Source organism: Paraburkholderia sp. ZP32-5, from assembly GCF_021390495.1.
Classification (GTDB): Bacteria; Pseudomonadota; Gammaproteobacteria; order Burkholderiales; family Burkholderiaceae; genus Paraburkholderia.
Window position 1 is genome coordinate 162685 of record NZ_JAJEJP010000003.1, and the last position, 22675, is coordinate 185359.

The 22675-nt window shown below is 59.5% G+C and carries 16 protein-coding genes and 1 pseudogene; 10 read left to right on the forward strand and 7 right to left on the reverse strand.

Annotated features, from left to right (window positions below; translation table 11 throughout):
- Window positions 1–184 precede the first annotated feature (184 nt).
- The 5 genes from L0U82_RS33430 to L0U82_RS33450 all read left to right on the forward strand — a co-directional run bounded on the left by L0U82_RS33430 (window position 185) and on the right by L0U82_RS33450 (window position 4838).
- The gene (locus tag L0U82_RS33430; RefSeq protein ID WP_233837851.1) at window positions 185–976 is read left to right on the forward strand and encodes an ABC transporter ATP-binding protein; all 792 of its coding nucleotides are present in this window, start codon (window positions 185–187) and stop codon (window positions 974–976) included.
- Complete coding sequence (locus L0U82_RS33435; protein WP_233837853.1) at window positions 973–1767, forward strand: ABC transporter permease; 795 nt, start codon at window positions 973–975, stop codon at window positions 1765–1767. Before L0U82_RS33430 ends, L0U82_RS33435 begins: the two co-directional genes overlap by 4 nt.
- Before the next feature lie 127 nt (window positions 1768–1894).
- Window positions 1895–2923, forward strand: coding sequence for an ABC transporter substrate-binding protein (locus tag L0U82_RS33440; protein WP_233837855.1), 1029 nt, complete (start codon window positions 1895–1897; stop codon window positions 2921–2923).
- A 23-nt stretch (window positions 2924–2946) separates the two neighbouring features.
- The gene (locus tag L0U82_RS33445; RefSeq protein WP_233837857.1) at window positions 2947–4278 is read left to right on the forward strand and encodes an acyl-CoA thioester hydrolase/BAAT C-terminal domain-containing protein; all 1332 of its coding nucleotides are present in this window, start codon (window positions 2947–2949) and stop codon (window positions 4276–4278) included.
- 212 nt (window positions 4279–4490) lie between these two features.
- Entirely contained in the window at window positions 4491–4838 is a 348-nt protein-coding gene (locus L0U82_RS33450; RefSeq protein WP_233837859.1) for a hypothetical protein, read from the forward strand.
- A gap of 944 nt (window positions 4839–5782) precedes the next feature.
- Here the strand turns inward: L0U82_RS33450 and tnpB are convergent.
- The 4 genes and pseudogenes from tnpB to L0U82_RS33470 all read right to left on the reverse strand — a co-directional run bounded on the left by tnpB (window position 5783) and on the right by L0U82_RS33470 (window position 14269).
- On the reverse strand, window positions 5783–6070 hold the full coding sequence (gene tnpB / locus L0U82_RS40040; RefSeq protein ID WP_442793711.1) for an IS66 family insertion sequence element accessory protein TnpB: 288 nt from the start codon (window positions 6068–6070) through the stop codon (window positions 5783–5785).
- Between the two features lie 232 nt (window positions 6071–6302).
- Window positions 6303–8855, reverse strand: coding sequence for a YadA family autotransporter adhesin (locus L0U82_RS33465; RefSeq protein ID WP_233837861.1), 2553 nt, complete (start codon window positions 8853–8855; stop codon window positions 6303–6305).
- Between the two features lie 96 nt (window positions 8856–8951).
- Window positions 8952–9560, reverse strand: a pseudogene (locus tag L0U82_RS40045) (ESPR-type extended signal peptide-containing protein); the annotation flags it as partial.
- A gap of 1397 nt (window positions 9561–10957) precedes the next feature.
- On the reverse strand, window positions 10958–14269 hold the full coding sequence (locus L0U82_RS33470) for a hybrid sensor histidine kinase/response regulator (protein ID WP_233837863.1): 3312 nt from the start codon (window positions 14267–14269) through the stop codon (window positions 10958–10960).
- A 249-nt stretch (window positions 14270–14518) separates the two neighbouring features.
- On the opposite strand from L0U82_RS33470, the gene L0U82_RS33475 reads away from it, so the two are divergent.
- On the forward strand, window positions 14519–15238 hold the full coding sequence (locus L0U82_RS33475) for a response regulator transcription factor (protein ID WP_233837865.1): 720 nt from the start codon (window positions 14519–14521) through the stop codon (window positions 15236–15238).
- 347 nt (window positions 15239–15585) lie between these two features.
- Window positions 15586–16254, forward strand: coding sequence for a response regulator transcription factor (locus L0U82_RS33480; RefSeq protein ID WP_233837867.1), 669 nt, complete (start codon window positions 15586–15588; stop codon window positions 16252–16254).
- 107 nt (window positions 16255–16361) lie between these two features.
- On the opposite strand, the gene L0U82_RS33485 is transcribed toward L0U82_RS33480, so the two are convergent.
- Window positions 16362–16685, reverse strand: coding sequence for a DMT family transporter (locus tag L0U82_RS33485; protein ID WP_233837869.1), 324 nt, complete (start codon window positions 16683–16685; stop codon window positions 16362–16364).
- Between the two features lie 4 nt (window positions 16686–16689).
- On the reverse strand, window positions 16690–17358 hold the full coding sequence (locus L0U82_RS33490) for a glutathione S-transferase family protein (RefSeq protein WP_233837871.1): 669 nt from the start codon (window positions 17356–17358) through the stop codon (window positions 16690–16692).
- A gap of 463 nt (window positions 17359–17821) precedes the next feature.
- Here L0U82_RS33490 and L0U82_RS33495 point away from each other — a divergent pair, with 463 nt between their 5' ends.
- On the forward strand, window positions 17822–18622 hold the full coding sequence (locus tag L0U82_RS33495; protein ID WP_233837873.1) for a transketolase-like TK C-terminal-containing protein: 801 nt from the start codon (window positions 17822–17824) through the stop codon (window positions 18620–18622).
- 16 nt (window positions 18623–18638) lie between these two features.
- Here the strand turns inward: L0U82_RS33495 and L0U82_RS33500 are convergent, their stop codons facing one another.
- Complete coding sequence (locus tag L0U82_RS33500) at window positions 18639–19091, reverse strand: MarR family winged helix-turn-helix transcriptional regulator (RefSeq protein ID WP_233837875.1); 453 nt, start codon at window positions 19089–19091, stop codon at window positions 18639–18641.
- 169 nt (window positions 19092–19260) lie between these two features.
- On the opposite strand from L0U82_RS33500, the gene aceE reads away from it, so the two are divergent.
- Together aceE and L0U82_RS33510 are read left to right on the forward strand one after the other, a co-directional pair.
- Window positions 19261–21945, forward strand: a complete 2685-nt coding sequence (gene aceE / locus L0U82_RS33505) for a pyruvate dehydrogenase (acetyl-transferring), homodimeric type (RefSeq protein WP_233837876.1) — start codon at window positions 19261–19263, stop codon at window positions 21943–21945.
- A gap of 81 nt (window positions 21946–22026) precedes the next feature.
- Window positions 22027–22650 carry an FMN-dependent NADH-azoreductase gene (locus L0U82_RS33510; protein WP_233837878.1) on the forward strand — a complete coding sequence of 208 codons (624 nt, stop codon included), beginning with the start codon at window positions 22027–22029 and terminating at the stop codon, window positions 22648–22650.
- Window positions 22651–22675 lie beyond the last annotated feature (25 nt).

A 22675-nucleotide genomic window follows, 5' to 3' on the forward strand; every position in this document is an offset into this window, starting at 1 on the left:
ATGTTCGTAGCCGATGCGCATTGCACGCCGCTACAATCGGCAGCCTTAAACGGTCGGCGGCCCATCGCAAGGGCTCGAAATCGCCGGAGCACCACGCTTTTGCGGGGCGCATCCGGATTCGGTGCGAGTCCACGGTTGGGCTCACCCGCCGCCGCCATTTCCGGGGAAGTCTTTGGTGACTTTGATGACACACGCCGCCACTCGCGCAGAACCGCCGACACGGGCTTCACCCGCTACGCTGCAACTGTCCGACGTGTCGGTTGCGTATCGAACGCGTGGCGCCGACATTCACGCGTTGCATCACGCGAGCGTCACGATCGGCGCCGGCGAATTCGTGTCGATCCTCGGTCCATCCGGTTGCGGCAAGTCGACGCTGCTGAAAGTCGCCGCTGGTCTACTGCAACCGACGCACGGCACGGTCGAGTTGCGCAGCGCGGATACTTCGCATGCCGACGTCGGCGTCGCCTTTCAGAAGCCGTTGCTGCTGCCATGGAAAAGCGTGCGGGAAAACGTGCTGCTGCCAGTGCGTGCGGCAGGTTTGCCGCTCGAACGCTATCAGCCGCGTTGTGACCAGCTGCTCGAAATGATGGGGCTCGCCGCATTCGCCGAGAACTACCCGCGCGAGCTTTCCGGCGGCATGCAACAACGCGTCGGGCTCGCACGAATGCTCGTCACCGATCCTTCGGTGTTGTTGATGGACGAGCCGTTTTCGGCGCTCGACGCGATGACGCGAGAAGCGTTGTCGCTCGAATTACAACGAATCTGGATGACCGACCGCAAGTCGGTTCTGTTCATTACGCACAGCATCCCCGAAGCGGTGTTCCTGTCGGACCGCGTGCTAGTGATGTCCGAGCGACCGGGGCAAATCGTCGAATCGCTCGATATCGATCTGCCGCGCCCGCGCGCGCTCGACACGATGATCGCCCCCGCTTTCGTCGATGCGTGCAATCACCTGCGTCAGCGCTTTATCCAATGAAAACGCTCTCTCGCCGTTTCGGCGCGCGCTTCTGGCTGCCACCGCTGATTACGCTCGTGAGCGTGATCGGCGTATGGCAACTCGCGGTTGCCGTGCTGCATATTCCGCAGTACATCCTGCCGTTGCCGTCCGATGTATTCACGGCGCTCGTGTCCGGTTTCGCGGACGGCACGCTGTGGCCGCATATCGGCTACACGCTGCTCGAAACCGCGGCCGGCTACGCGATCGGTTCACTGCTCGCGGTGCTGTTCGGCGCGCTGCTCGCGGAGTCCGCCACCTTCGAACGCTACGTCTATCCGCTTTTGACCGGCATCCAGGCGGTGCCGAAAGTGGCGCTCGCACCGCTGATTCTCGTCTGGTTCGGCTTCGGCTTTGCATCGAAGCTCGTACTCGTGGTGCTGATCTGCTTCTTTCCGCTTTTTATCAACATGCTGGTCGGCATCCGGCGCGTGGACCCGGAGTTGATCGACGCTTGCCGCGCGTTTCACGCGTCGCGTTCATTCATCTTTTTTCACGTGAAGCTGCCGTACGTGGCAGGCGATATTTTCGCGGGCTTGCAGATCGGTGTGTCGCTTGCGCTGATCGGCGCGGTCGTCGGCGAATTCGTGTCGTCGCAACAAGGCCTCGGCTACCTCGTCCAGTCATCGGCCACCAATATGAGCATCCCGACGATGTACGCCGGCGTGTTGCTGCTCGCGGTCATCGGCATCGGCGGCTCGCAACTGGTGCGCACGGTTCATCGGCACGTCGTGTTCTGGGAAGCGTCCACCGACGGCAATGCAGATGCCTGAGCCGCATTGCCGTGTCTTTTAACGAGGTTAGCGAGGAGCGAAATTGCACAATCTTCACCTACGCGTTTGCCGATTCACACGCCGCCCCGTCACGACAGCCGTCGCAGGTGTCGCACTGCTTGCTGCGATGCATGCCGCGCCCGCGCTCGCCGTCGATTCGGTGACGGTCGCGCTCGCGATTCCGCCGACAGTGACCGACGGCGGCATCTGGACCATCGGTAACGAGCTTGGTATCTGGAAGAAGGAGAACCTCGAAGTGAAGACGCTCACATTCGAGGGCGCCGGTGCGTTGGTGCCGCAAGTCGCGGCCGGCCACGCGACGATCGGCCTGCCGGTCGTCGACCCGATCCTCGCTGCGTACGCCGCGGGCCGCGGCGACCTGCCGGTGCGCTACTTCTACAACGCGACGCCTACCTACACGATGGAATTCGCGGTGCCGTCGAACTCGCCGATCAGGACGCTCGCGGATCTGAAGAACCGGAAGATCGGCGTTGGCGCGCTGACGTGGGGCACGATTCCGAGCACGCGCGCGGTGCTCAAGGAAGCCTCGCTCGCGAAAGGCGACTACGCGATCGTGCCGGTCGGCGTGCTCGGCTCCGGATTCCACGCGCTCAACACAGGGCAGATCGACGCGCTGAACTACAACAGTAGTTGGCATGACATGCTGGAGCTGTCGGGTACACCATTGCGGCGCATCGAATATCCGGCGCCGTTCGGACAGATGGCCGGCAATGGTTTCATCGCGAACACGCAGGCATTGCAATCGAACCCGGATCTGTTTGCACGGTTCGGACGCGCTTATACCGAAGCGCAGGTTGCATGCTCGGCCAATCTGCAGCTTTGCGTCGAATCGTTCTGGCGACAGCATCCGGAAGCACGCCCGACAAATGGCGATGCGGCCGGCAATCTGAAGAACGCGGAAGAACTCGTGCGCCGCAGGCTCGCGCGCGTCACGCTAACGGCTGATGGAAAGCCGCGCACGCCCGGCGAATTCGATCTGGCGATCATCCGCCAATACGTGAGCCGTATGGCCAACGACGGCGAATTCGCGTCGGCCAACGTGCCGATCGACACGCTGTTCACCAATCAGCTCGTACCGCAATTCAACCGCTTCGACGCAGACGCGATCCGCAACGCGGCGCGCGCCGCGCACTGAAGGCGCCAACCGGACGACTATCCATGACGACCGCCCATCCTGTCACGCCGACGCTGAGCTTCGAACCAGCGCATGCATTGATCGACGTGCCGCGCAGCATCCGCCTCGCCCATTTTTCCCCGCACGAATCCGTGCGGATTCGTGCGTCGCTCACGCGCGCGGATGGCACGCTGTGGCAGAGCCACGCGCACTTCACAGCCGGCCCCGATGGTTCGCTCGACCTCGATGACGCAGTGCCCGCCGAAGGCAGCAGTTATCGGCATGCTTCGGCAAGCGGTCTGATCTGGTCGCTCGAACTCGTGCGCGGCAGCGAGACGCCACGTGGTGACGAAGCCATCGACTCGCGCACGATCGAGTTCGAGGCGACCAGCGCATCGGGTGCGCGCGCGACTGCCACGCTCGTTCAGCAACTGGTCGCGGACGGTGTATCGCGCACGGAGATTCGCGCCGAAGGACTCGTGGGCACGTTGTTTCAACCGGCGGGCTCGGGCCCGCATCCGGTCGTCATCGTGCTGAACGGCTCGGGCGGCGGCATCAACGAGGCACGCGCGGCACTGCTGGCGGCACACGGCTTCGCTGCCTTCGCACTCGGCTATTTCCAGGCACCGGGGCGGCCCGACCATATCTCCGCGACGCCGCTCGAATACTTTGCAACGGCGATCGCGTGGTCGCGCATGAATCTCGCGCCAGCGCACGGCTTCGTCGCGTTGCTGGGACAATCGCGCGGCGCGGAACTCGCGTTACTGCTCGGCGCGACATATGGCTCCGCAGTATCGGCTGTCGTCGGTTACGTGCCGAGTTCGGTCGTGCACGGCACGTTGCGCGCGGGGCGTCCTGGCGAACATCCGGCATCGCCGGCTTGGACGCTCGGCGGCCAGCGACTCGCCACCGTGTGGGATGACAATCGCACCGCCGACTGGGCGGCGTTCAACAGCACCGTCTCTCCGGTGCGGCAGGCCCCGTCGTTCGTGTCGGCGCTGCGCGATACGGATGCGGTGGAACGCAGCCGGATCCGTGTCGAGAACATCACGGGGCCGGTCCTGTTACTGTCCGGTACCGACGATGGCTTCTGGCCGTCTTCCACGATGGCTGACGGCATTGTCGAGCGGATGCATGCGGCACGGCATCCGTATCCGGTCGCGCATCTGAAGTACGAAGGCGCGGGGCATTCAATCCACTTTCCGTTCGTGCCGACCACGCGCATCGTCAAGCCGCATGCCGTGGCAAAGGTCGACCTGAGCGCCGGCGGCACGCCCGAAGCCAACGCGCGCGCGAACGAGGAGTCGTGGCCGAAGGTCGTTGAGTTTCTCCGGGCTGCTGTGGCGGCGGGCACGAGGGACGGCGAGGTTCGATAGCCGGGGATGCCGATTATGTAATCACGCACATTCAATAGCCGTGTTGCGAGATGGAGCACAGTTCGAGATGGCGATCGAAGCCGCGACAACCCGTTGATATGGCGATGAAATTTGAAGTCGCGCATGTCAAACCAGGACGCGTCCTATGGTCTTGCGCAGTCTGCGTCGCTACCATCACCCCGTCTATTTCAACTTGCTTACACGGAGGCGATATGAGCCCGTTTTTTCTGATCGAGGCAGGCAAACTGCACGAGCGCGCAGGGCTGATTTGCAACAGCCACATGACCCTTTTCCCGACACGCTTTAAAGATTGGCTTCAGGCACTGATCTCGCCGCGTCGGCGTGCGCCCAAACAACAACTGCGCGCTGATAGCACCCTGGACGAGGCTGCGCTACCGAAGCGCATCACGCTCTCGCTGCATCTTCACCCCTCTGACACCTCGGCGATGCGTGAAGCCGCTCGCAAGGTGGGCATGGGCGAGACAGAGTTCTGTGCTTTGGCGATTTATCGCGCTTCGCGTTCCGTCATTGAACCGGGCGCATGCTGCAAGATCGTTTGAGATTTACGTCCTTCGCGGCAAGCGGTTCTGTCGCGGCAAGATCGATCGGGCGATCAAGGACACGCCAGGGAACCACAAGTTGATCGATCGATGTAATTTGGCAGGACCATCGAAGTTCGTTGAACACATACGCCTCATTGCTCATCCCCAGACCATTCGGGGCTGTAGTCTCCCAGCGTCGGATGGCACATCTAGTCTCCCGAGCGCCGTTTGAACTCCACGTTGAAGCGGTCTCCGCGCAAGCTCAGTATTTCCACAGTGCGCACAGAGCGCCTTCACCACTTCCATGCACAACCCGAACGGTCGGCTGCGGTGGATATCCGGCATCATCACAAACACGGGCTCAAGGTCGTACCCGTTGCCGTGATGCGCTGGATGCCACCGTCGCCGAATTCACGTATCGCGACGCTAGTGCGACGGACGTCCACCGACATCACACTCTCATAAGTCCCGCTCATTTTCGCTGCAACAGGCTGCTTTTGAGCAGTCGAGAAGCACTTGTTCGTATCAAGTTGAAGGTACGGCATCACTTGCCCCTAAGAAAGCCGATCGTTAAGGTGGCAAGTCATCGAAGCCGGTTCAAACTCCATTTCGATGGCTACCACATCGCCATCAATGGCTTCCTCAAGAAGGCTCATCTGCTCACTATTAACCCGGTCGCCACGCTAACCGAACTGCATCGCGATCTCGTGTGATAGCTGGTCAATACGGGCGTGCCAATGTTGCACTCAGTTCCCTGTCCCACTCGTTGACTTCCCGGTCCTTACTGCACCTCGGCGGTCAACTGCACTGCGAAGGCACGTCACTGGTCCGGACTGAGGGATTCAAGATCCATGGGCAAGTTCTCATGCAAACCAGCCTGCCAACAACCGCACACCCGCGAAACGAAACTGCTGACCTCGTCATCAAACGGTGCGGATCACACTGTCATGGCCGATGCGCCGCTACGGTAGATCCAACACCAGGCCAGCCAATGTTCGTGCATCAGCGTACTGCCTAGACTCACAACCCTCGCGCGACCAAACGAATTGGCCTTGATTAAGGCGCCGCTCTGCTAGCCAGATACCGATCCCGTCATGAACGAGCATCTTCACTCGATTAGCCCAGCTGTTGGCAAACAGATAAGCGTGATGCGGGTGCGCGGCGCTGAAACACCTTGCAGGCAGCCACGACCCTTGCCTTAAATTCCTCGCCATCGCGTCACTGGCGGCGTTCAGACGACATGCCTTCATCGACGGTAGCGTTCGCGTCTCCGTTTATTCGTTAGGTGGACACGATACGCTCGAAATCTTAGCGAACCTCGCGATCGATTGCCTCCCGCTTACGCTGATATCTCGCCTACGATTAAACAAAAGATGCGCATAAAAAAGCACGGTTTGCCGTACCCAGCAAACCGTGCAAGATGATCCGTTGTCGTGGCAACCTAAAGCTGTCTGTCACCCGATACGGATATCCACTCCATGCTTAGAACTCGTAGCCGACTTGAGCACGCACCCCAGCATCGCCCGTAGACGTCACCGATACCGCACCATTCATCAACCACTTGCCGTTCTGCGACCGATACGTCGCTCCGGCGGCCAACGCGCTGCCATTCTTGTAATTGCCAACACCGGCAGCAACGATCGTACGACCCGGGCCGGACGGCGTCATGTTCGGCATCGCCATCGCGGCCGCCACACCTGCGTAGGCGTTTCTCGCCACCTGATTGATCGCGTGGTTCGCCTGATCAAAGCGCTGATCGGTGTAGTTATTGGCTTGCTGCACGCCTTGCGACAACAGACCATTGACTTGCCCCAGATTGACCGCATCGGTCGGCGCAGTACCTGCCGCAACATTAGTAATCTGACGCTCGTTACCAGCGGAACCCACCGACACGGAGTTATCGCGATCCGCAACCGAGCCCTGCCCCAGCGCGACGGCATTGTTACCCGTGGCGCTCGAATTGGAACCCAGCGCAGTGCTGTTTTCACCGGATGCACTGGCATCGTTACCCGTAGCCGTACTACCGTTGCCCGTGGCTGCCGCGCCCGAACCGAGTACCGTGCTGTTGTCGCCCGAAGCAATTGCACCGGACCCGACTGCCGTGCTACCCGAACCAGTACCAGGCAGTGCCGGATTGACCGGGCCCTCAGCATTGTTCACGATCTGCTCGCCCAAATAATTGACCTGGACGTTCAGTTGATCGTACTGGGTGAACAACTGCTTGTATTGCGTTTCGAACTGGTCCTGCAGCGCATACAACTGCCCGCCGTTGACCGCTTCCATGCTGTTTGCCGCCACCAGACCGTTCGCCAGATTGCCGATCACCGTGCCATTAGTGCCGCCCAAGGTTGCGCGACCAAAGCTTAGATCGTCGTACACCAAAGCACCCAACGTTTGACCGGTCGGATCGACAAGACCTACCGCCTTCAACTGGGCAATGGTCACGGCGTCAGTGTTGTCGGTGCCGTTTGCGACACCTCGTACCACCCGTACGCCGTCGGTGCCTGCAACGTTGATCGCGCTACCACCAACTTCACTCCCGATCGCGATGTCGCCGTTCGCCGTGTTCTGCCGCACCAGACCGACTGAGCCGTTCATCAGACCCGACAGGTTGGCAGTGTTTTCGGCGATGTCTGCGGTGTTCTTCGCGATGCTGCCTTCCGTGTCGGTTACACGGCCGTCAATGTCGGCAATCTTCGACGTGTTATTAGCAATGTCGGACTTATTCTGAGCGACATTCGTGTTGGTCTCCGCCAGTTGCGAGCCGTTCACTGCGTCCGAGCTGTTCGCGGCTACATTGCCGTCCGCGACACCCGTCAGCCTGCGCGCACCATCCGTGCCGGTGATATCCATCAACGTGCCGCCGGTGACCGACGCCACTGCGAGCGCGCGTGTATCCGCGTCTTGCTTCACCAAGCCAACCTCACCGGTGGTTAGTTGATTCGCCAGATTCGTCACCGAACCTTCGACGTTCGAAACACGCCCGTCGATGTTGCTGATCGTCGACGTGTTTGCAGCAATGTCCGATGTGTTCTTCGCGATGCTGTCCTCAGCCGACAACATACGCGTGTTAGTTGCTGCCAGTTGCGAGCCATTAACCGCTTCCGAACTGCCAGCTTCCAGTCGACCATCCTTCACGCCGCTCAGCACACGTGCACCGTCGGCGCCAGTGAAGTCCACTAGTGCTCCACCGGCTGCCGAGGCCACCGTAATCGCCTTGGTGTCGGCATCCTGCTGCATCAATCCAAGCGAACCCGAGCCGAGTTGCTGAGTGAGGTTAGTCACGGAGTCTTTAACGCTGCCGATTGCAGATGCATTGGTCTCGATATTGCTCTCCGCGTTGCCAATACGAGTATCCAGACTGCCAATTGCCGAGGTGTTGCCGGCAATATCAGTTGTGTTCTGCGCAATGTTGCTCTCAGCCGTACCGACACGAGTATCCAGACCGCCGATCGCCGACGTGTTGCCAGCAATATCAGCCGCATTCTGCGCAATGTTGCTCTCGGCAGACGACACACGATCGTTGGTCGCAGCCAGTTGGGAGCCGTTGACCGCTTCCTTGCTGTCGGAGTTCAACTGGCCGTCCGCAACGCCGCTCAGCGTACGCGCACCGTCCGTGCCAGTGAAGTCGATCGACGCGCCACCCGTGGCCGACGCCACCGTGATCGCCTGCGTATCCGCGTCCTGCTTCACCAGGCCGACCTTCGCGTCCAATTGTTGTGCCAAGTCCGTAACCGATCCCTCCACGTTTGCAATGGCAGTCGCGTTTCGCGTTGCATGGTCATCCAGGTTAGCGATGGCATCACTCAAATTGTCAACAGTTTCGCCGCCAACCTGAAAACGCGGTGCAACAATCGAACCGGTTTTTGCATCATAGGTTGCCCCCCCGCCCAGTGCAGCCGCCGTCGCCACGCCGATCGAGTTCGACTTGGCCGCCTCCGAATCTAGCTGACTAACATTGACCGCGTCGGTCGCGGACGCTCCCGCCGCCACGTTTGTAACGCGACGTTCGTTGCTGGCGGAACCGACAGACACTTCGCCACTCGCAGCCGAAGCAAGCCCCGATACGGTGTTCGCACCGGGGTTGTAACCTGCCGCACCCAGATCTGCCGTCGTCGTCGATCCGCGGCCAAGTGCCACCGAGTTCGCGCTCGCCGCACTCGCGTTCTCTCCGATTGCTATTGCTCCCGTTGCTGACACCGACGCACTGTGGCCAATCGATATACCCGAAATAGCTGCTGAGCTCACGTTTGCGTAGTAACCAATGGAAATGCCATATTTACCATCACTAACTGCGCTCCCCCCTAGTGCCGTTGCACCGCCGCCAGCAGCAGTCGAAAATTCTCCAAGAGCAACCGATCCACCGCCAGATGCCGTCGAGTTATAGCCAGTCGCGGTGCTGTATGTCCCAGTCGCACTCGCGAGTGCGCCCACAGCTACTGTGCCCACTGAGGACGCAAGTGCACTGGCCCCCACCGCTGTTGCGTCCGTTCCTGTCGCAGAAGCGGCGGTGGACGTTCCAGAACCAGCACCGTTCGTTGCTTGAACTGGCGTAGTAATTGTTGCTGCCGATCCGCCGCAAGGCATTCCGAAGAGAGCGAAAGTCACAGCGGCAGTTGCTGCCGCTACTCGCGCCTTACTGGCTTTTCCTCGAGTTACAGACAATTCCGACGCTGCAACCCACGACTGTGTAGATTCATTCCAAACACAAATATAGGACTTATTCATAAAATCAACCATCCATAAGGATTTTCGAGAAAATGTTTATTGATTGGCGATAGATTTAGTAAATCCATATTCTCAAAGAAATCGCCATCGATAAACATCGCGGGCTATCGGCCATCTGAATTCCGGTGACTTGCGGTTTCGAGACAACTGCCTCGGAATAAGACTGATGGCGAAGAATCGGCTATGAACATGGAGACCAGCCTTTCGCGGCGTGATGCGTGTCAGGGTGCTATTCAGTCTTCGCCCTCGACTCTTACGGCAGCATGAATTCGAAAAAGCCGATGTTAGTCATTTATTCAATACATATTGAGAATATGGTTGAACTATACGTGGCGAGTAATGCTCATCCAATGGGACCAGTCCGAAAAATCACGGAATTTCCCGCCCGTAGCCCTTCGCTTCGTATCACTGTCAGATTCAATCGCCCAAGGGTTTCGTGCAGGATCCGCCAGCATCAAGAAGCAACTCGCGTCCACAAAACGAGCTAGCGCAGTTTGTCGAATACAAGGAAAGGTTTGTACAAGGGACCGACACATGAAGCGACGGCCGACTTTCCATCAAGCGTCGCCGTTAATGAGGCCTCGTTCGCGCGGACGCATCCCCATCAAGGCCGAACAGAAGAGTGTGCCCCGAGCTTGACCATACATCCCCGTTAGGATGGCTTCTTGAAGCAATGGTCACGAAAAGGCGAACATCTGGCGGTGGCCGTATCCATTCGCAGGGCGAGGAAAGCTGGCAGTTCTACCCGAACGACACGGAACAGATTACGAAGATTGATGCTCCACGGTGAGCAGATCGCAATCTACCGCGCGAAACGCTATCACTACGCCTGGCACAGGCTCGTCGCGGCGGCACCAGACGTATCATCGCTCCGCAGACAGATTCGGCCTTCTTTGCGCCGTTGTCATCGAGCGCGTTACTGAAGATCACGGCGACATCCGTCGGCGCGTTCGGGATCAACATCCTGCTCAAGACGGGCGCGAGGCTCCATTTGGAAGGATGGTTCAAGATGGATGATCTCGCCGGTCAACAGGCGATGGTGTCACGGAACCCGGCAAGCCGGTCAAATTCTTCGTCGGTGAGCCGTCGTTCCGGCATACCTTGAAACGGCGTGCGAACACATCAACGAGGTGCACCGCTACGCGCTGCTATTCGATTACACGGGCTATCCAAAAGGGGGAGCACGGCCGCCCGCAAATTAGGCCCGCAAACCGGTACAACTTCTCTGAAGAAAAACGCTTTCAGCTCTCCAAGCGGATATTACGTAATCTTCGCAGCCCAATGATCATCGTCAATTTAGTTGCAACGAAAGACTCCGACATCACCTTCCCTACTCATTTGCCACCAACGTCATCTGTCACATTCTCCATGTGACTTCCATGCCGCATGTTCAAACAAGCTCGCGTTTTTCACGCCCTCAAATCTCTCGCATCTTCGACAAGCATGTCGCGCAACGACTGTTTAAGCTCATCGAGCCTCCCGGACAACGGCGCCTCAAGATCGCCCCTGATATCGGCCTGCACGCGTGCACAAGCTTCCGCCAGATCACGATACCCGAACACGGCGAGCGCCCCGCGTATGGAATGCAACTGCGCAAGTACAGCGTCGACGTCCTGAATCGCTTCTGCTTCGTCAATCGCGGCAAGCGCTTCCTGTGTGGACGTCGTGAAGGTTTCGCGAAGATGCCGGGGCAACGCATTCGGGCCGAACTTTGCCTCGTCGGCGTTCGAAACCGTACTCAGCTCCACGCCCCGCCTCGAGGCAATGGCTGCCACGACGTCGTGGAGTTTCTGCAACGACAATGGCTTGATCATCACGCGTTCCATGCCCGCGGCTTCGCATCGTCGAAGTTCCTCATTCGTGGCGTGTGCGGTCACCGCCATGATCGGCAACTCGGGCCGCAGCTCATGCACGGCTTCGGCAAGCTGATAGCCGCTCAAGCCAGGCATGTTCAAGTCGGTCAGCAATACGTCCCACTCCTGGGTGTCAAGCAACTCCAGAGCGTGATGCCCATTCCAGGCGGCTTGCACATCGCAGCCTAGCGACGTCAGTTGTTCTGCTATCAAAAGCCGGTTTGCCGCATTGTCTTCGGCAACCAGAACTTTCAGGCGACGCATCGGCAGCGGAGTATCAGTCCGCGTCAAGAGATTCGTCGTGGTTGCCGGACCAGGCAGTGACTCGCCAAGCAGTGTCGCTCGCATGCTCGCGAAGAGACCGTTCAGGCTCAGGCACGAAGCGCTCACGATCTTGCCGGCACGGATGGCATGCGCGGGCCCTTCGGGGTAACCATCGACGACCCGTGTCGCTTCTTCGACCAGTCGATTCTCATCATCGGGCTGCCACTGCTCGCGCGAGCCCCAGATCACCAGCACGGCGGCCGACTCCAGTTCGGCTCCCGAGATCGCCGCCGGATGTCGATACGCGCTGACCTCCGCGCCCCATCGCGTGAGGTGCGGCAGCGCGAAATCGCACCATTCGTCCGCGGAGCTGAGAAACAGCACGGATTGACCGTCGAAGGGACGCCCGCTTTCGAGCTTCGTAGAACCCTTGCCTAGCGGCAGACAAACCGTGAAGCGACTGCCGACGTGGAGCGTGCTCGTTACGTCGATGCTTCCGTGCATCGCCCGAACCAGGCGCTGGCACAGCGCCAGTCCAAGACCGGTACCACCGAAGCGCCGGTTGATCGATACATCAACCTGTGAGAACGCGCGGAACAACCGTTCGCGATGCTCGGTCGAGATGCCGATGCCAGTATCTTCAACTACGAAGCACAGCGTGTACGCCGCGTCGCTCGACTGTTCGATGTCCGCTACGAGAGTGACCTTGCCGTGCTGGGTAAATTTGATCGCGTTACTCAGCAGGTTATTGAGGATCTGGCCTACGCGCGTGGGGTCGCCCCGCATGGTCTGCCCGATCGCGAGATTCAGGCGCGCAAAGAGCCCTATGCCGCGTGCCCGGGCGACTGGTTCGAAGATCTTCAGCACGCGCTCTATGACTTCGAGGACATCGAATTCGATACTCTCGATCGTCATCTCTCCGGCTTCGATCTTGGAAAAATCGAGAATGTCGCTGATGACGGCGAGCAAGCCATCCGACGCCGAGCGCACGGTCGCAAGCCGGTCACGCTGCGAGCTCGACAGCGGCGAATTCGCAAGCAGTTCGAGATTGCCGAGGATGGCATTCAGCGGCGTACGGATTTCGTGGCTCATCGCGGCGAGGAACGCCGACTTGGCTTGATTGGCGGAGTCCGCGGCCAGCTTCGCTTCGCGCAGTTCACGCTGCAGCCGGCGATTCTCCGTCACGTCGGTAAAGGCGCCCACCAGCACGTCAATGCCCTTGAAGCGCGCGGCGGAGACGCTAGCGGCAAGTTCGATGCTCTCGCCGCTGCACGCAGGAAAAACGAAGTCCTGGCGTAACACGCCGTCGGTCTCGTTGATCGCGAGCGTGTGTTCGAACGCCGCGTAACGTACAACCAGCGCGTCCGCCAACGCCTTGGCGTCACCGACGATACGAGAGCCCATCTCTTTCATCAACGGGCTATCCAGCAATCGCTCACCGCTTTTCCGCGAAACCAGCGCGAGCCCTACAGGTGCCGTATGAATGAGCGTGCGGCTCAAATCCTCGCTTTCAAAAACACGCGCGGAGTCGGCCAGCAAAGGAGCAAACACGCGACTGCGGAACGCCAGCAGCAGTGTCCACACTACGACGAGAATGATGACCGTCGCGGCAGCCGCCGCGCTCACCTGAGCCAGCACACCCGCCGCCATGTCGCGCCACGAGAACACGTAGAGCAGCGTCCAGCCGGTATCGGCGATTGGCTCGCTGAGTACGAAATAGCCATTACGGTAAGCAATCGCCGCGCTGGACGACGTGGAATGCGCCAGCGTGCGCTGCAGACCAGCCTGCTCCGCGGCGCGGCGCTTGTCGTCGTCTGAGCCCAGCCGCGCCACGATCTTGCCGTTTGGACCGGTCACGGCGTAGGTTCGATCTTCACCGCGTCCGACCAATGAGCTCAGCAAGGTCTGCGGATCGTATTCGATGGCGACCACGGCGAACGGTTCACCATTGCTGCGCGCCTGAGATACGAGACGCAGCCGCACTTTGCCGGTGATTGGATCGGTAGCTGGCGCTAGCCAGTAGACCGGTTGCAAGTAGCCGCCGGATCGGTCGTTGACCCGCGGCGTGAGCCTGGCAAAGTCCACCTTCAGCGACTCGATAAGTTCGCTCACGTGCGTGGGCGCACCAGCTGACAGGACCGGTGCGGGCACAACGATCAATTCCTGATGCGGGCTATAGATATATCCGTCGACGTCGACGTTATTGCTGAGCGACGCGGAGGCATTACTCAACGCGAACTGTTGCGCGAGAGCGAGGTAGCGACGAACCAGCGCCGCGTCCTTGAGCGCACTGGTATCGGCGGCAAAGAGCACACCGGTCGGCATGGTCGGCCTCGGAATGACGAGCCGGTTGCCGTCTTGCAGGAACGCGTCGTAAGCCGCGCCGTCCGACATCTGCAGCGATGGCCACGACAGTTCGATGTAGCTGACAGTACGGCGCAGCGACGTCTCGGCTTCGTGCACCGCCGCCGCCACGCGAGTCCGGTCGTCCGCGACCTGGTGACGTTCGTCCGACATGAAATTGCGCACCGCGTAGATGCAGGTCACCGCGAACGTGAGGAACGCGACCAGCGTCACCACCACGCCGCCGCCCAATAGCAGCATGTCCTGATAACGCTGTAGACGTCGCAAAGGTGTCGTTGGCACTCGGTATCCCCTGTCTCATGTGAACGATTGCGCGATTCTACGCACGCGCCCGAAGCTAAACGCTAAACGAACGGATTCGGACATGTCCCATCTATTTCCGGGGGAAATACGGACCGGTCCTGGAGGCACTCCGCGCGCGCCCGCGTAGAGTACTCGAATTAATCGGAGGACATCTCAGAGTCCGAATCAGATTACAGGGGAGCCCGAATGCGAATCAACATTGCAGTGGCCGATAGCCACCCGGCAGTGCTAGTCGGCGTCGAACGCGTGCTATCGAAGTTCGAGCAATTCAACATTACAGGAACCGCGCGCAACGTCGGTGAGCTGGAGGCATTGCTCGCGGCAAAGCACTGCGACGTGCTGGTCACTGACTATCTCGCAGCAGCACACTCACGTCGCGACAAGCTGGCATTTCTTGGCAATATCCAGCGCCTTTATCCGGCGCTGCAGATCGTGCTCTTCACCATCGGCAATCAACCGGCTGTGGAGCGCGCGGCGCTCAATATCGGCATTCGCTCGATCGTCAGAAAAACGGACGAAGAGGAAATGTTGGTTGAAGCGGTGCGCGCCGCGAGTCATCAGATTCCGGCTCGTGTACTCGCCCCGCCGGACTCCGAGCACTCTCATACGGTCAATCCGGCCATCGCAAGCGACCGGGCCGTACCGCACGCTGTTTCGCCTTTCTCGAGTCTCACCCCACGCGAGTTCGAAGTGCTGCGCCTTTACGCGTCTGGACTCACCGTGACCCAGATTGCGCAGCATCTGAATCAGGCGCGTCAGACAGTCAGCGCGCAGAAGCTCAGTGCGATGCGCAAATGCGGAGTGGCACGCGACGTCGACCTGTTCCGGCTCGTCTATGAAAACCCACTATCGCTGCGTCTCGACGATTCGCACTCGACTGGTTTGATGCCAGCCGGTCAGAACTGATCTCTCACACGTCCCGCTGCCGGGAAATCAATCCGCGCAGCACTGCCTGATCGACGCAAGTCCTGTCGATCGACTCATCTCCCGCCAGTTTGCGCGTCGTCGTTTGCTCCAGTCGGCCCGCTCCCGACCTCCCACCGCAGTTGCCGCCTATTCCCGCGGATCGCCCTTCAAGCCGCTCACCCTGAGCGGCATCCGGATGCCAATCCGCAGAAATACGACTATGCGGCGCCCCGGCTTCTGACAATGATCAACTAGCGTTAAACGGAATCGTTTTCGGTGAAAGACTTAAAGCTTCGAACTATACTTATCTCAATATTCCATTTACAAATACCCATCTGGGGTCTTCCATGCAAATCAACGTCGTGCTCGCCGACGACCACCCGGCACTTCTCGCCGGTGTAAAGTACGCGCTCGATCCAGCAAAAACCATAAAAGTTACTGGAACGGCACAGAACTCCAGCGAGATCGTTGAGCTGCTCGAATCCGTCCCCTGCGACGTGCTCGTGGCCGATTACGCGATGCCCAACGGCGCGTACGGGGACGGCATCCCACTTTTCTCCTATCTGCGACGGCGCTACCCGGAATTGAAGATCGTCGTCTTCACGATGGTCGACAACCCCGCTATCGTGCGTGAGGTCTCCCGTCTTGGCGTGCACTCGCTGATAAACAAGGCGGACGATCTCAGCCAGCTGATCTCCGCGATTCACGCCGTTTACGCACACGCCACGTACTATCCGAGCGAAGGAAATTACCCGACTCCGAAGAGCGAACGAGTGGAGTTGTCCAAGCGGGAAGTTGAAGTCGTTCGACTTTATGTTTCGGGGATGTCGATTGGCGAGATCGCCCAAAAACTCAATCGCAGCAAGCAGACAATCAGTTCCCAGAAAGTCACCGCAATGAAGAAGCTCGGCATCGAGCGCGATGCCGACCTGTTCCGCTATGCCTGGGAAGCGGGTCTGGGTGGCTCGACCGCCACGTCCGCAGCCGATCAGCCTTCGTCGGATCACAACAGCTGAGATAACTCGCCTTCTTTTCCCTTCATTGCGCTTAGCTCCCTGCCACAAAGGTGACACGTTTTTCTCCTGAATCGCAGTAGCGTGCGCCTCTCTTTCATTCCGATCTTTCAGATCGAAGGCCCAGTAAACCGCAAGCCGATAACGCCGGTAAGCGCGAGGCCAAGAAAGAACAACCGCATCCAGCCCGCCCCCTCCTGAAAGCAGATCATGCCGATCGCGACCAACCCGATCGTGCCTATACCGGTCCAGATCGCGTAAGCGGTGCCGATCGGCAGAGACGAAAGCGAACGTGCCAATAAATAGATGCTGCCCAATCCCGCACCGATTGCGATGAGGCTCGGCATGAGCCGTGTCCATCCGGCGCTCAGCTTCAGAGAAACGCCCATAACGATCTCCAGCATCGCGGCAAAAAGCAACATTGCCCAGGCCATGTCGTTAATTCTCCGCTGCGCTGGATTGCTCAACGACGATCGTCGATGCGGCCCTGCTTGCAGCGAGACCTTCAATCACGGCTGGGCGAGCACCGATCACCTTGAGCCAACGCTCTACATGGGGAAATTTCGACACGTCGACGTCGAGTTCCTCGAAGGTACGTAGCCAGGTGAAAGCGGCAATATCGGCAATCGTATAGTCGGGCAACGCGACGAATTCCGACTCGCCCAGGCGTTGATTTACCACGCCGTAAAGACGCAATGTCTCTTTGCGATAGCGCGTAATGGCCTCCTGGTTGGTAGCGCCGGACACGTGCAGAAACCACCACAACTGACCGAGCATTGGGCCAATACCGCCGATCTGAAAAGACAGCCACTGCTGAACCGTGCTCTGTTGCCAGGGGTAAACCGGCCATAGACAACCGGTCTTCGACGAAAGATAAGTCAGGATCGCACCAGACTCGAAGACCGTGAAGTTTGCTTCATGATCAACCACAGCGGGAATCTTCCCGTTCGGATTGATCTTCAGATAGTCCGGCCGGTGCTGGTCCCCTTTCGACAGATCGAGATTCACCTGACGCGCGGCAATGCCCGCTTCTTTCAGGAAGATGCTGACTTTCTGTCCGTTGGGCGTATTCGCGGTGTACAGGGTAATGCTATCGGTGCTTGACATAGGGCTCCTTGCGACCTTCGCATGATTGCAATTACAATCCATACGATTGCAATTGCAATCGTATGGCCAAAATTTGGCTTTTGCAAGTCGCTAAACGACCCCAGGCATCGATATGACTTCAGCGCAACTTCGCCCTCCGTCTTTCTCGAGCGCAACACGCGATGCGGCGCGTGCCTGCCTTGACGCGCTCGATGCTACGGAGAACAACCTCACACGCAATGCTCTCTCGCCGTTTCGCGCCGTCGCTGCTATCGCAGATAGCCTTGGCGGCAATAGTCCGGTGTCGCAACAGATCACCATCGTGAGGGCGCATCAGAGCCGCGAGTTGCATCGCACACTCCCCGAGGCGCCCGCCGATTCGACGCTGCCCAGCGCATGGCCGCTATGGTTTCAAAGCGACCGTCACGCGTTCGAAAAGCCACTGCTGCATCTGTTTGCGTCGGAAACGCTCGATAGACTGCAGATGCTGTCGTTCGAATCCGCCGAACGCGGCATCTTGTGCAATGACGCCGAAACGCGGCCATCAACGTGGTGCAAGGGTGTGCAACCCGCGCTTCCTCTATGGCTCGCTTCGCATCCGCACTGCACGCCCTACGACCCCGCTTCCGCCGACGAAGCGCGCGCCATTCTGCGATCGGCGCTGCAGTCGCTCTATATTGAACACAAGGCCGGTTTCTACTATCTGGCGACGCACGACGATATGCACGCCGACATCGGCCCGTTGCATCGTGCGGACGCGGAAAATGCGATCAAAGGAATGTATCGTCTGAAGCTCGCGCCGGATATGAACATCGGCGGAGATCGGGGAATAGCACCGAGCGTTCGCCTGTGCGGCGCTGGTCATACGCTACAGCGCGTGCTCGATGCTGCGAGGTTACTCGCGCAGGACTGGGGGATCGGGGCGGAAGTCTGGAGTTGTCCGAGCTATACACGTCTTGCGCGCGAAGGGCACGCTGCCGCGCGACATAACATGCTTCATCCGGAATGCCCACCGCAACGGTCCCACGTCAGCGAATGTCTGGGCAGCAGTACGACCCCGGTAATCGCCGTGACCGGCTACGCACAGCACGTTGCCGCGCAGATCGCGCCATTTGTACCAGCGCGATTCGCAGCACTCGGTGCTGCTCCGCGGCGCGCGGCAGCAGGGGCAGATTTTCTCTCCGCGCAATGGATCGCCGTGACAGCGCTGAAATCACTCGTCGACGACAGCGTATTGTCCGCATCGACATTAGAAGCTGCGCTGCACGCCTACGCATTGATTTAGACGCGAGCGGCGGGCCTCATTTGGACGAAGCCGATTCGCGCGCGGCGGCACCTGCCCGATCGAGTGCTTGCGCGAACACGCGCCTTCCATCCGCATCGAATTGCGCAAGGAACAATTCGGCCACGGTAGATTCATAGACCTTCCACATTTTCTTGCGCAGCGTGCGTCCCTTGGCGGTAATCGATGCGTAAGCCGCACGCCCATCGTCAGCGGAACGGGCACGGGTGACGAGCCCTTCTTCCTCCAGCCGATCGACCAGCCTCGTGAGGTTATAGCGCTCGATGGCCAGCACATCCGCCAGTTCGTGCATTCGCCGCGTGCCGCCCGGACCGCTTTCCAGTCCCCACAGCAAGTCATACCACGCATAGATAGGCAAACCGCCCTCCGCCAGCCGCCTCTCGACTTCCCGAATCATCAGCCGGTGCGCGCGTACAAACGAGAACCACAGATCAGGCTCATCTCTGGACATATCGGAACACTCCTCGAAGTAATTGCAGTTGCAATTCTACTCCATGAAGCTACAATGGCCGCCACAACGATTGCAATTGCAATTGATGCATACGATTTGCGTGGACATCCATCGTTTTGCCGTAGTCCGTGCAAGAGATCCATCCGCTACCTGTTCTGGAGATGCGCCAATGAATTCCACCCTTGAACCCATCGATGTCGATCCGCAGGAAACCCGGGAATGGCTGGAGGCAATGGAAGCGGTCGTGGCTATGGAAGGACGTCCGCGCGCGCACTATCTGATAGATCAGCTCGTCGATCGGGACGCGGCACAGCATGGCGATATGCACGGCCGCGTGACCACCGCCTATGTCAACACCATCGGCCTCGAACGACAACCGGCATATCCCGGCGACCTGCGCATCGAGCGCCGTCTGAACGCCTACATCCGCTGGAACGCGATGGTCATGGTGCTACGCGCGGGCAAGCATTCGAATGTCGGCGGCCATATCGCAACGTATGCGTCCGCCGCGGTTCTGTACGATGTCGGATTCGATCATTTCTTTCGCGGCCGCACAGACCAATTCGCGGGCGACCTCGTCTACATACAGGGGCATTCCGCACCCGGTATCTATGGCAGAGCCTATCTCGAAGGCCGCATCACTGAAGCGCAGCTGGATAATTTCCGCCGCGAAGCGGGCCGCGATGGCCTGTCGTCGTATCCACATCCGCGCTTGATGCCTGATTTCTGGCAGTTTCCAACGGTATCGATGGGACTCGGGCCGTTGACGGCCGCCTACCAGGCGCGCTTCATGCGCTACCTCGAATACCGGGGGCTCAAGGAGCATCAGGGTCGTAAAGTGTGGGCCTTTCTCGGCGACGGCGAAATGGACCAGCCGGAATCGCTCGCGGCGATTTCACTCGGCGGCCGCGAGCGGCTCGACAATCTGATCTTCGTGATCAACTGCAACCTGCAACGGCTCGACGGCCCGGTGCGCGGCAATAGCAAGGTGATCCAGGAATTGGAGGGTACGTTTCGCGCCGCCGGCTGGAACGTGATCAAAGTCGTCTGGGGAAGCGGGTGGGACGCGCTGCTGCAACGCGACCGCACTGGCCTGCTGCACCGGCGCATGATGGAATGCGTGGACGGCGACTATCAAACCTTCAAGTCGCAGAATGGTGCCTACGTTCGCGAGCATTTCTTCGGCAAATATCCCGAGCTGCTCGAACTGGTCGCCGATCTATCCGACGATGACATCTGGAAGCTCGCGCGCGGCGGTCACGATCCGGAGAAGGTTCATGCAGCCTATGCACAGGCGATGCGCACACAGGGGCGCCCAACCGTCGTACTCGCGAAGACAGTCAAAGGCTTCGGCATGGGAGAGGCAGGCGAAGGTCAGAACATCAACCATCAGTTGAAGAAAATGAGTGCTGATGCCGTGCGTGCTTTCCGCGACCGGTTCGATCTGCCTGTCACCGACGCTCAACTCGACGAGATGCCGTATCTGAAACCCGAGCCTGACAGCGACGAGGCGCGTTATTTCGCGCAGTGTCGGGCGCGGCTCGGTGGTCATATTCCCGCACGCTTCACCGACGTGCCGCAACTGCCTGTTCCGCCGCTGACGACGTTTGCCACGCAGTTGAAGGACAGCGGTGACCGAGGCGCCTCCACCACGATGGTATTCGTGCGTATTCTCAGCACGCTTCTAAAGGACCCGAACCTGGGCAAGCTGGTGGTTCCCATCGTGCCGGACGAGTCCCGCACTTTCGGCATGGAAGGATTGTTTCGCCAGATCGGCATTCATTCGCCGGTGGGACAACTGTATACGCCGCAGGACGCTGGCCAGTTGAGCTATTACAAGGAGGCAACGGACGGCCAGATCTTGCAGGAAGGGATCAACGAATCGGGCGCGTTCGCATCGTGGATCGCAGCCGGCACCGCGTACGCCAATCATGCGCTACCGACGATCCCGTTCTACATCTTCTATTCGATGTTCGGTCTGCAGCGTATCGGCGATCTTGCGTGGGCGGCCGGCGACGCGCGCACGCGCGGTTTTCTGCTCGGTGCCACTTCCGGACGCACCACGCTGATGGGCGAGGGCCTGCAACACGACGACGGCCACAGCCACGTGCTGTCGTCGGTGATCCCTAATTGCGTGTCATACGATCCGACCTTCTCATACGAGCTCGCGGTCATCGTCCAGGACGGCTTGCGCCGCATGTACGTGGAGCAGGAAGACATCTACTACTACATCACGCTGCTCAACGAGAACTACAGTCACCCGGAGCTTCCACCCGATGCCGAGGCCGGCATTCTGAAGGGGCTTTACAGGCTGCCGAATGCAGCATCGGATGAAGTACGCAGCGACACGAGCCATCCGCACGTACAGCTAATGGGCAGCGGCGCGATTCTGCGCGAAGTGATTGCAGCGGCTGAACTACTGCAGCAGGATTTCGCGATTTCCAGCGACGTCTGGAGCGCCACGAGCCTGACCGAACTTCGCCGCGACGGCCTGGCCGCCGAGCGATGGAACATGCTGCACCCCGAAGACGAGCCGCGTATCCCGTACGTCCAGCAATGCCTGCACGGTCGGCCGGGTCCAGTGGTCGTGGCGACCGACTATATGAAGATCGTCGGCGACCAGATCCGCCCATTCGTCGACGATCGCCGCTTCACTGCGTTGGGCACCGATGGATTCGGGCGTTCCGACACGCGCGAATCGCTGCGCACATTCTTTGAAGTGGACAGACATTTCATCGTGCTCGCTGCGCTGAAGGCACTCGCCGATGACGGGACCATTGCGCGTCAGCGAGTCAGCGATGCGATTACGCGCTACAGCATCGACATCGACAAACTGGACCCAGCCACGGTCTGAATACCGGCGGGCAATTGCGTTCTCAATGAACTCATTGCCCGCTACACCTGCTTCTGCCACTCTCTCGCTGAATCGCACATCATGCGTCTCTTGAACGTCGTCTCTTCCCCTCGCGGTGAGAAGTCCGCGTCGATCGCCGTTGCCAGTGCCTTTATCGCCGCGTACGGCAACACCGTCAATTCGGTCGAAGTCGATACGCTAAACGTCTGGGAAGAAGATCTGCCCGAATTCGACAGCGACACAATCGGTGCAAAGTACAAAGGTGTGTCGAAAGATCCTCTCGATAGCAGCGAACTGTCGGCATGGCTTCGAATAGAGTCCCTTGTGGCGCGCTTTCGGGAAGCGGACCGGATCGTCATCGGTGTGCCGATGTGGAATTTCGGCTATCCGTACAAGCTCAAACAGTTGATCGATCTGGTCAGTCAGCGGAACAAGCTGTTCACTTTCGACGGCAAGGCATACGGTCCGATGCTGAAGATTCCGCGGGCGCTGGTCATTCACGTTCGCGGACAAAGCGACGATACGGTCACGAGCATCGGCAATCCCGGCTTCAAATATCAGGCGGATTACCTCGCATTCTGGCTGAAGTTCATTGGCGTGGAGGACGTCAAAAGCCTCGTGATCGAACACACGTGGGACGCGAGAGCGCCGGAAACGATCGAGCGCGGGAAAGCCGAGGCGATCGCGTTAGCGTCGGCTTTTTGATCTTCGGGAACGCCGGCAACAAGCG

Excerpts from the sequence above, each read along its gene's own strand:
- L0U82_RS33445 (WP_233837857.1), top strand. The coding sequence starts at position 2,947 with ATGACGACCGCCCATCCTGTCACGCCGACGCTGAGCTTCGAACCAGCG.
- L0U82_RS33435 (WP_233837853.1), top strand. The coding sequence starts at position 973 with ATGAAAACGCTCTCTCGCCGTTTCGGCGCGCGCTTCTGGCTGCCACCG.
- aceE (WP_233837876.1), top strand. The coding sequence starts at position 19,261 with ATGAATTCCACCCTTGAACCCATCGATGTCGATCCGCAGGAAACCCGG.
- L0U82_RS33510 (WP_233837878.1), top strand. The coding sequence starts at position 22,027 with ATGCGTCTCTTGAACGTCGTCTCTTCCCCTCGCGGTGAGAAGTCCGCG.
- L0U82_RS33430 (WP_233837851.1), top strand. The coding sequence starts at position 185 with ATGACACACGCCGCCACTCGCGCAGAACCGCCGACACGGGCTTCACCC.
- L0U82_RS33500 (WP_233837875.1), bottom strand. The coding sequence starts at position 19,091 with ATGTCCAGAGATGAGCCTGATCTGTGGTTCTCGTTTGTACGCGCGCAC.
- L0U82_RS33440 (WP_233837855.1), top strand. The coding sequence starts at position 1,895 with ATGCATGCCGCGCCCGCGCTCGCCGTCGATTCGGTGACGGTCGCGCTC.
- L0U82_RS33480 (WP_233837867.1), top strand. The coding sequence starts at position 15,586 with ATGCAAATCAACGTCGTGCTCGCCGACGACCACCCGGCACTTCTCGCC.
- L0U82_RS33470 (WP_233837863.1), bottom strand. The coding sequence starts at position 14,269 with ATGCTGCTATTGGGCGGCGGCGTGGTGGTGACGCTGGTCGCGTTCCTC.
- L0U82_RS33450 (WP_233837859.1), top strand. The coding sequence starts at position 4,491 with ATGAGCCCGTTTTTTCTGATCGAGGCAGGCAAACTGCACGAGCGCGCA.
- L0U82_RS33475 (WP_233837865.1), top strand. The coding sequence starts at position 14,519 with ATGCGAATCAACATTGCAGTGGCCGATAGCCACCCGGCAGTGCTAGTC.
- L0U82_RS33490 (WP_233837871.1), bottom strand. The coding sequence starts at position 17,358 with ATGTCAAGCACCGATAGCATTACCCTGTACACCGCGAATACGCCCAAC.
- L0U82_RS33495 (WP_233837873.1), top strand. The coding sequence starts at position 17,822 with ATGCTGTCGTTCGAATCCGCCGAACGCGGCATCTTGTGCAATGACGCC.
- L0U82_RS33485 (WP_233837869.1), bottom strand. The coding sequence starts at position 16,685 with ATGGCCTGGGCAATGTTGCTTTTTGCCGCGATGCTGGAGATCGTTATG.
- tnpB (WP_442793711.1), bottom strand. The coding sequence starts at position 6,070 with ATGAAGGCATGTCGTCTGAACGCCGCCAGTGACGCGATGGCGAGGAAT.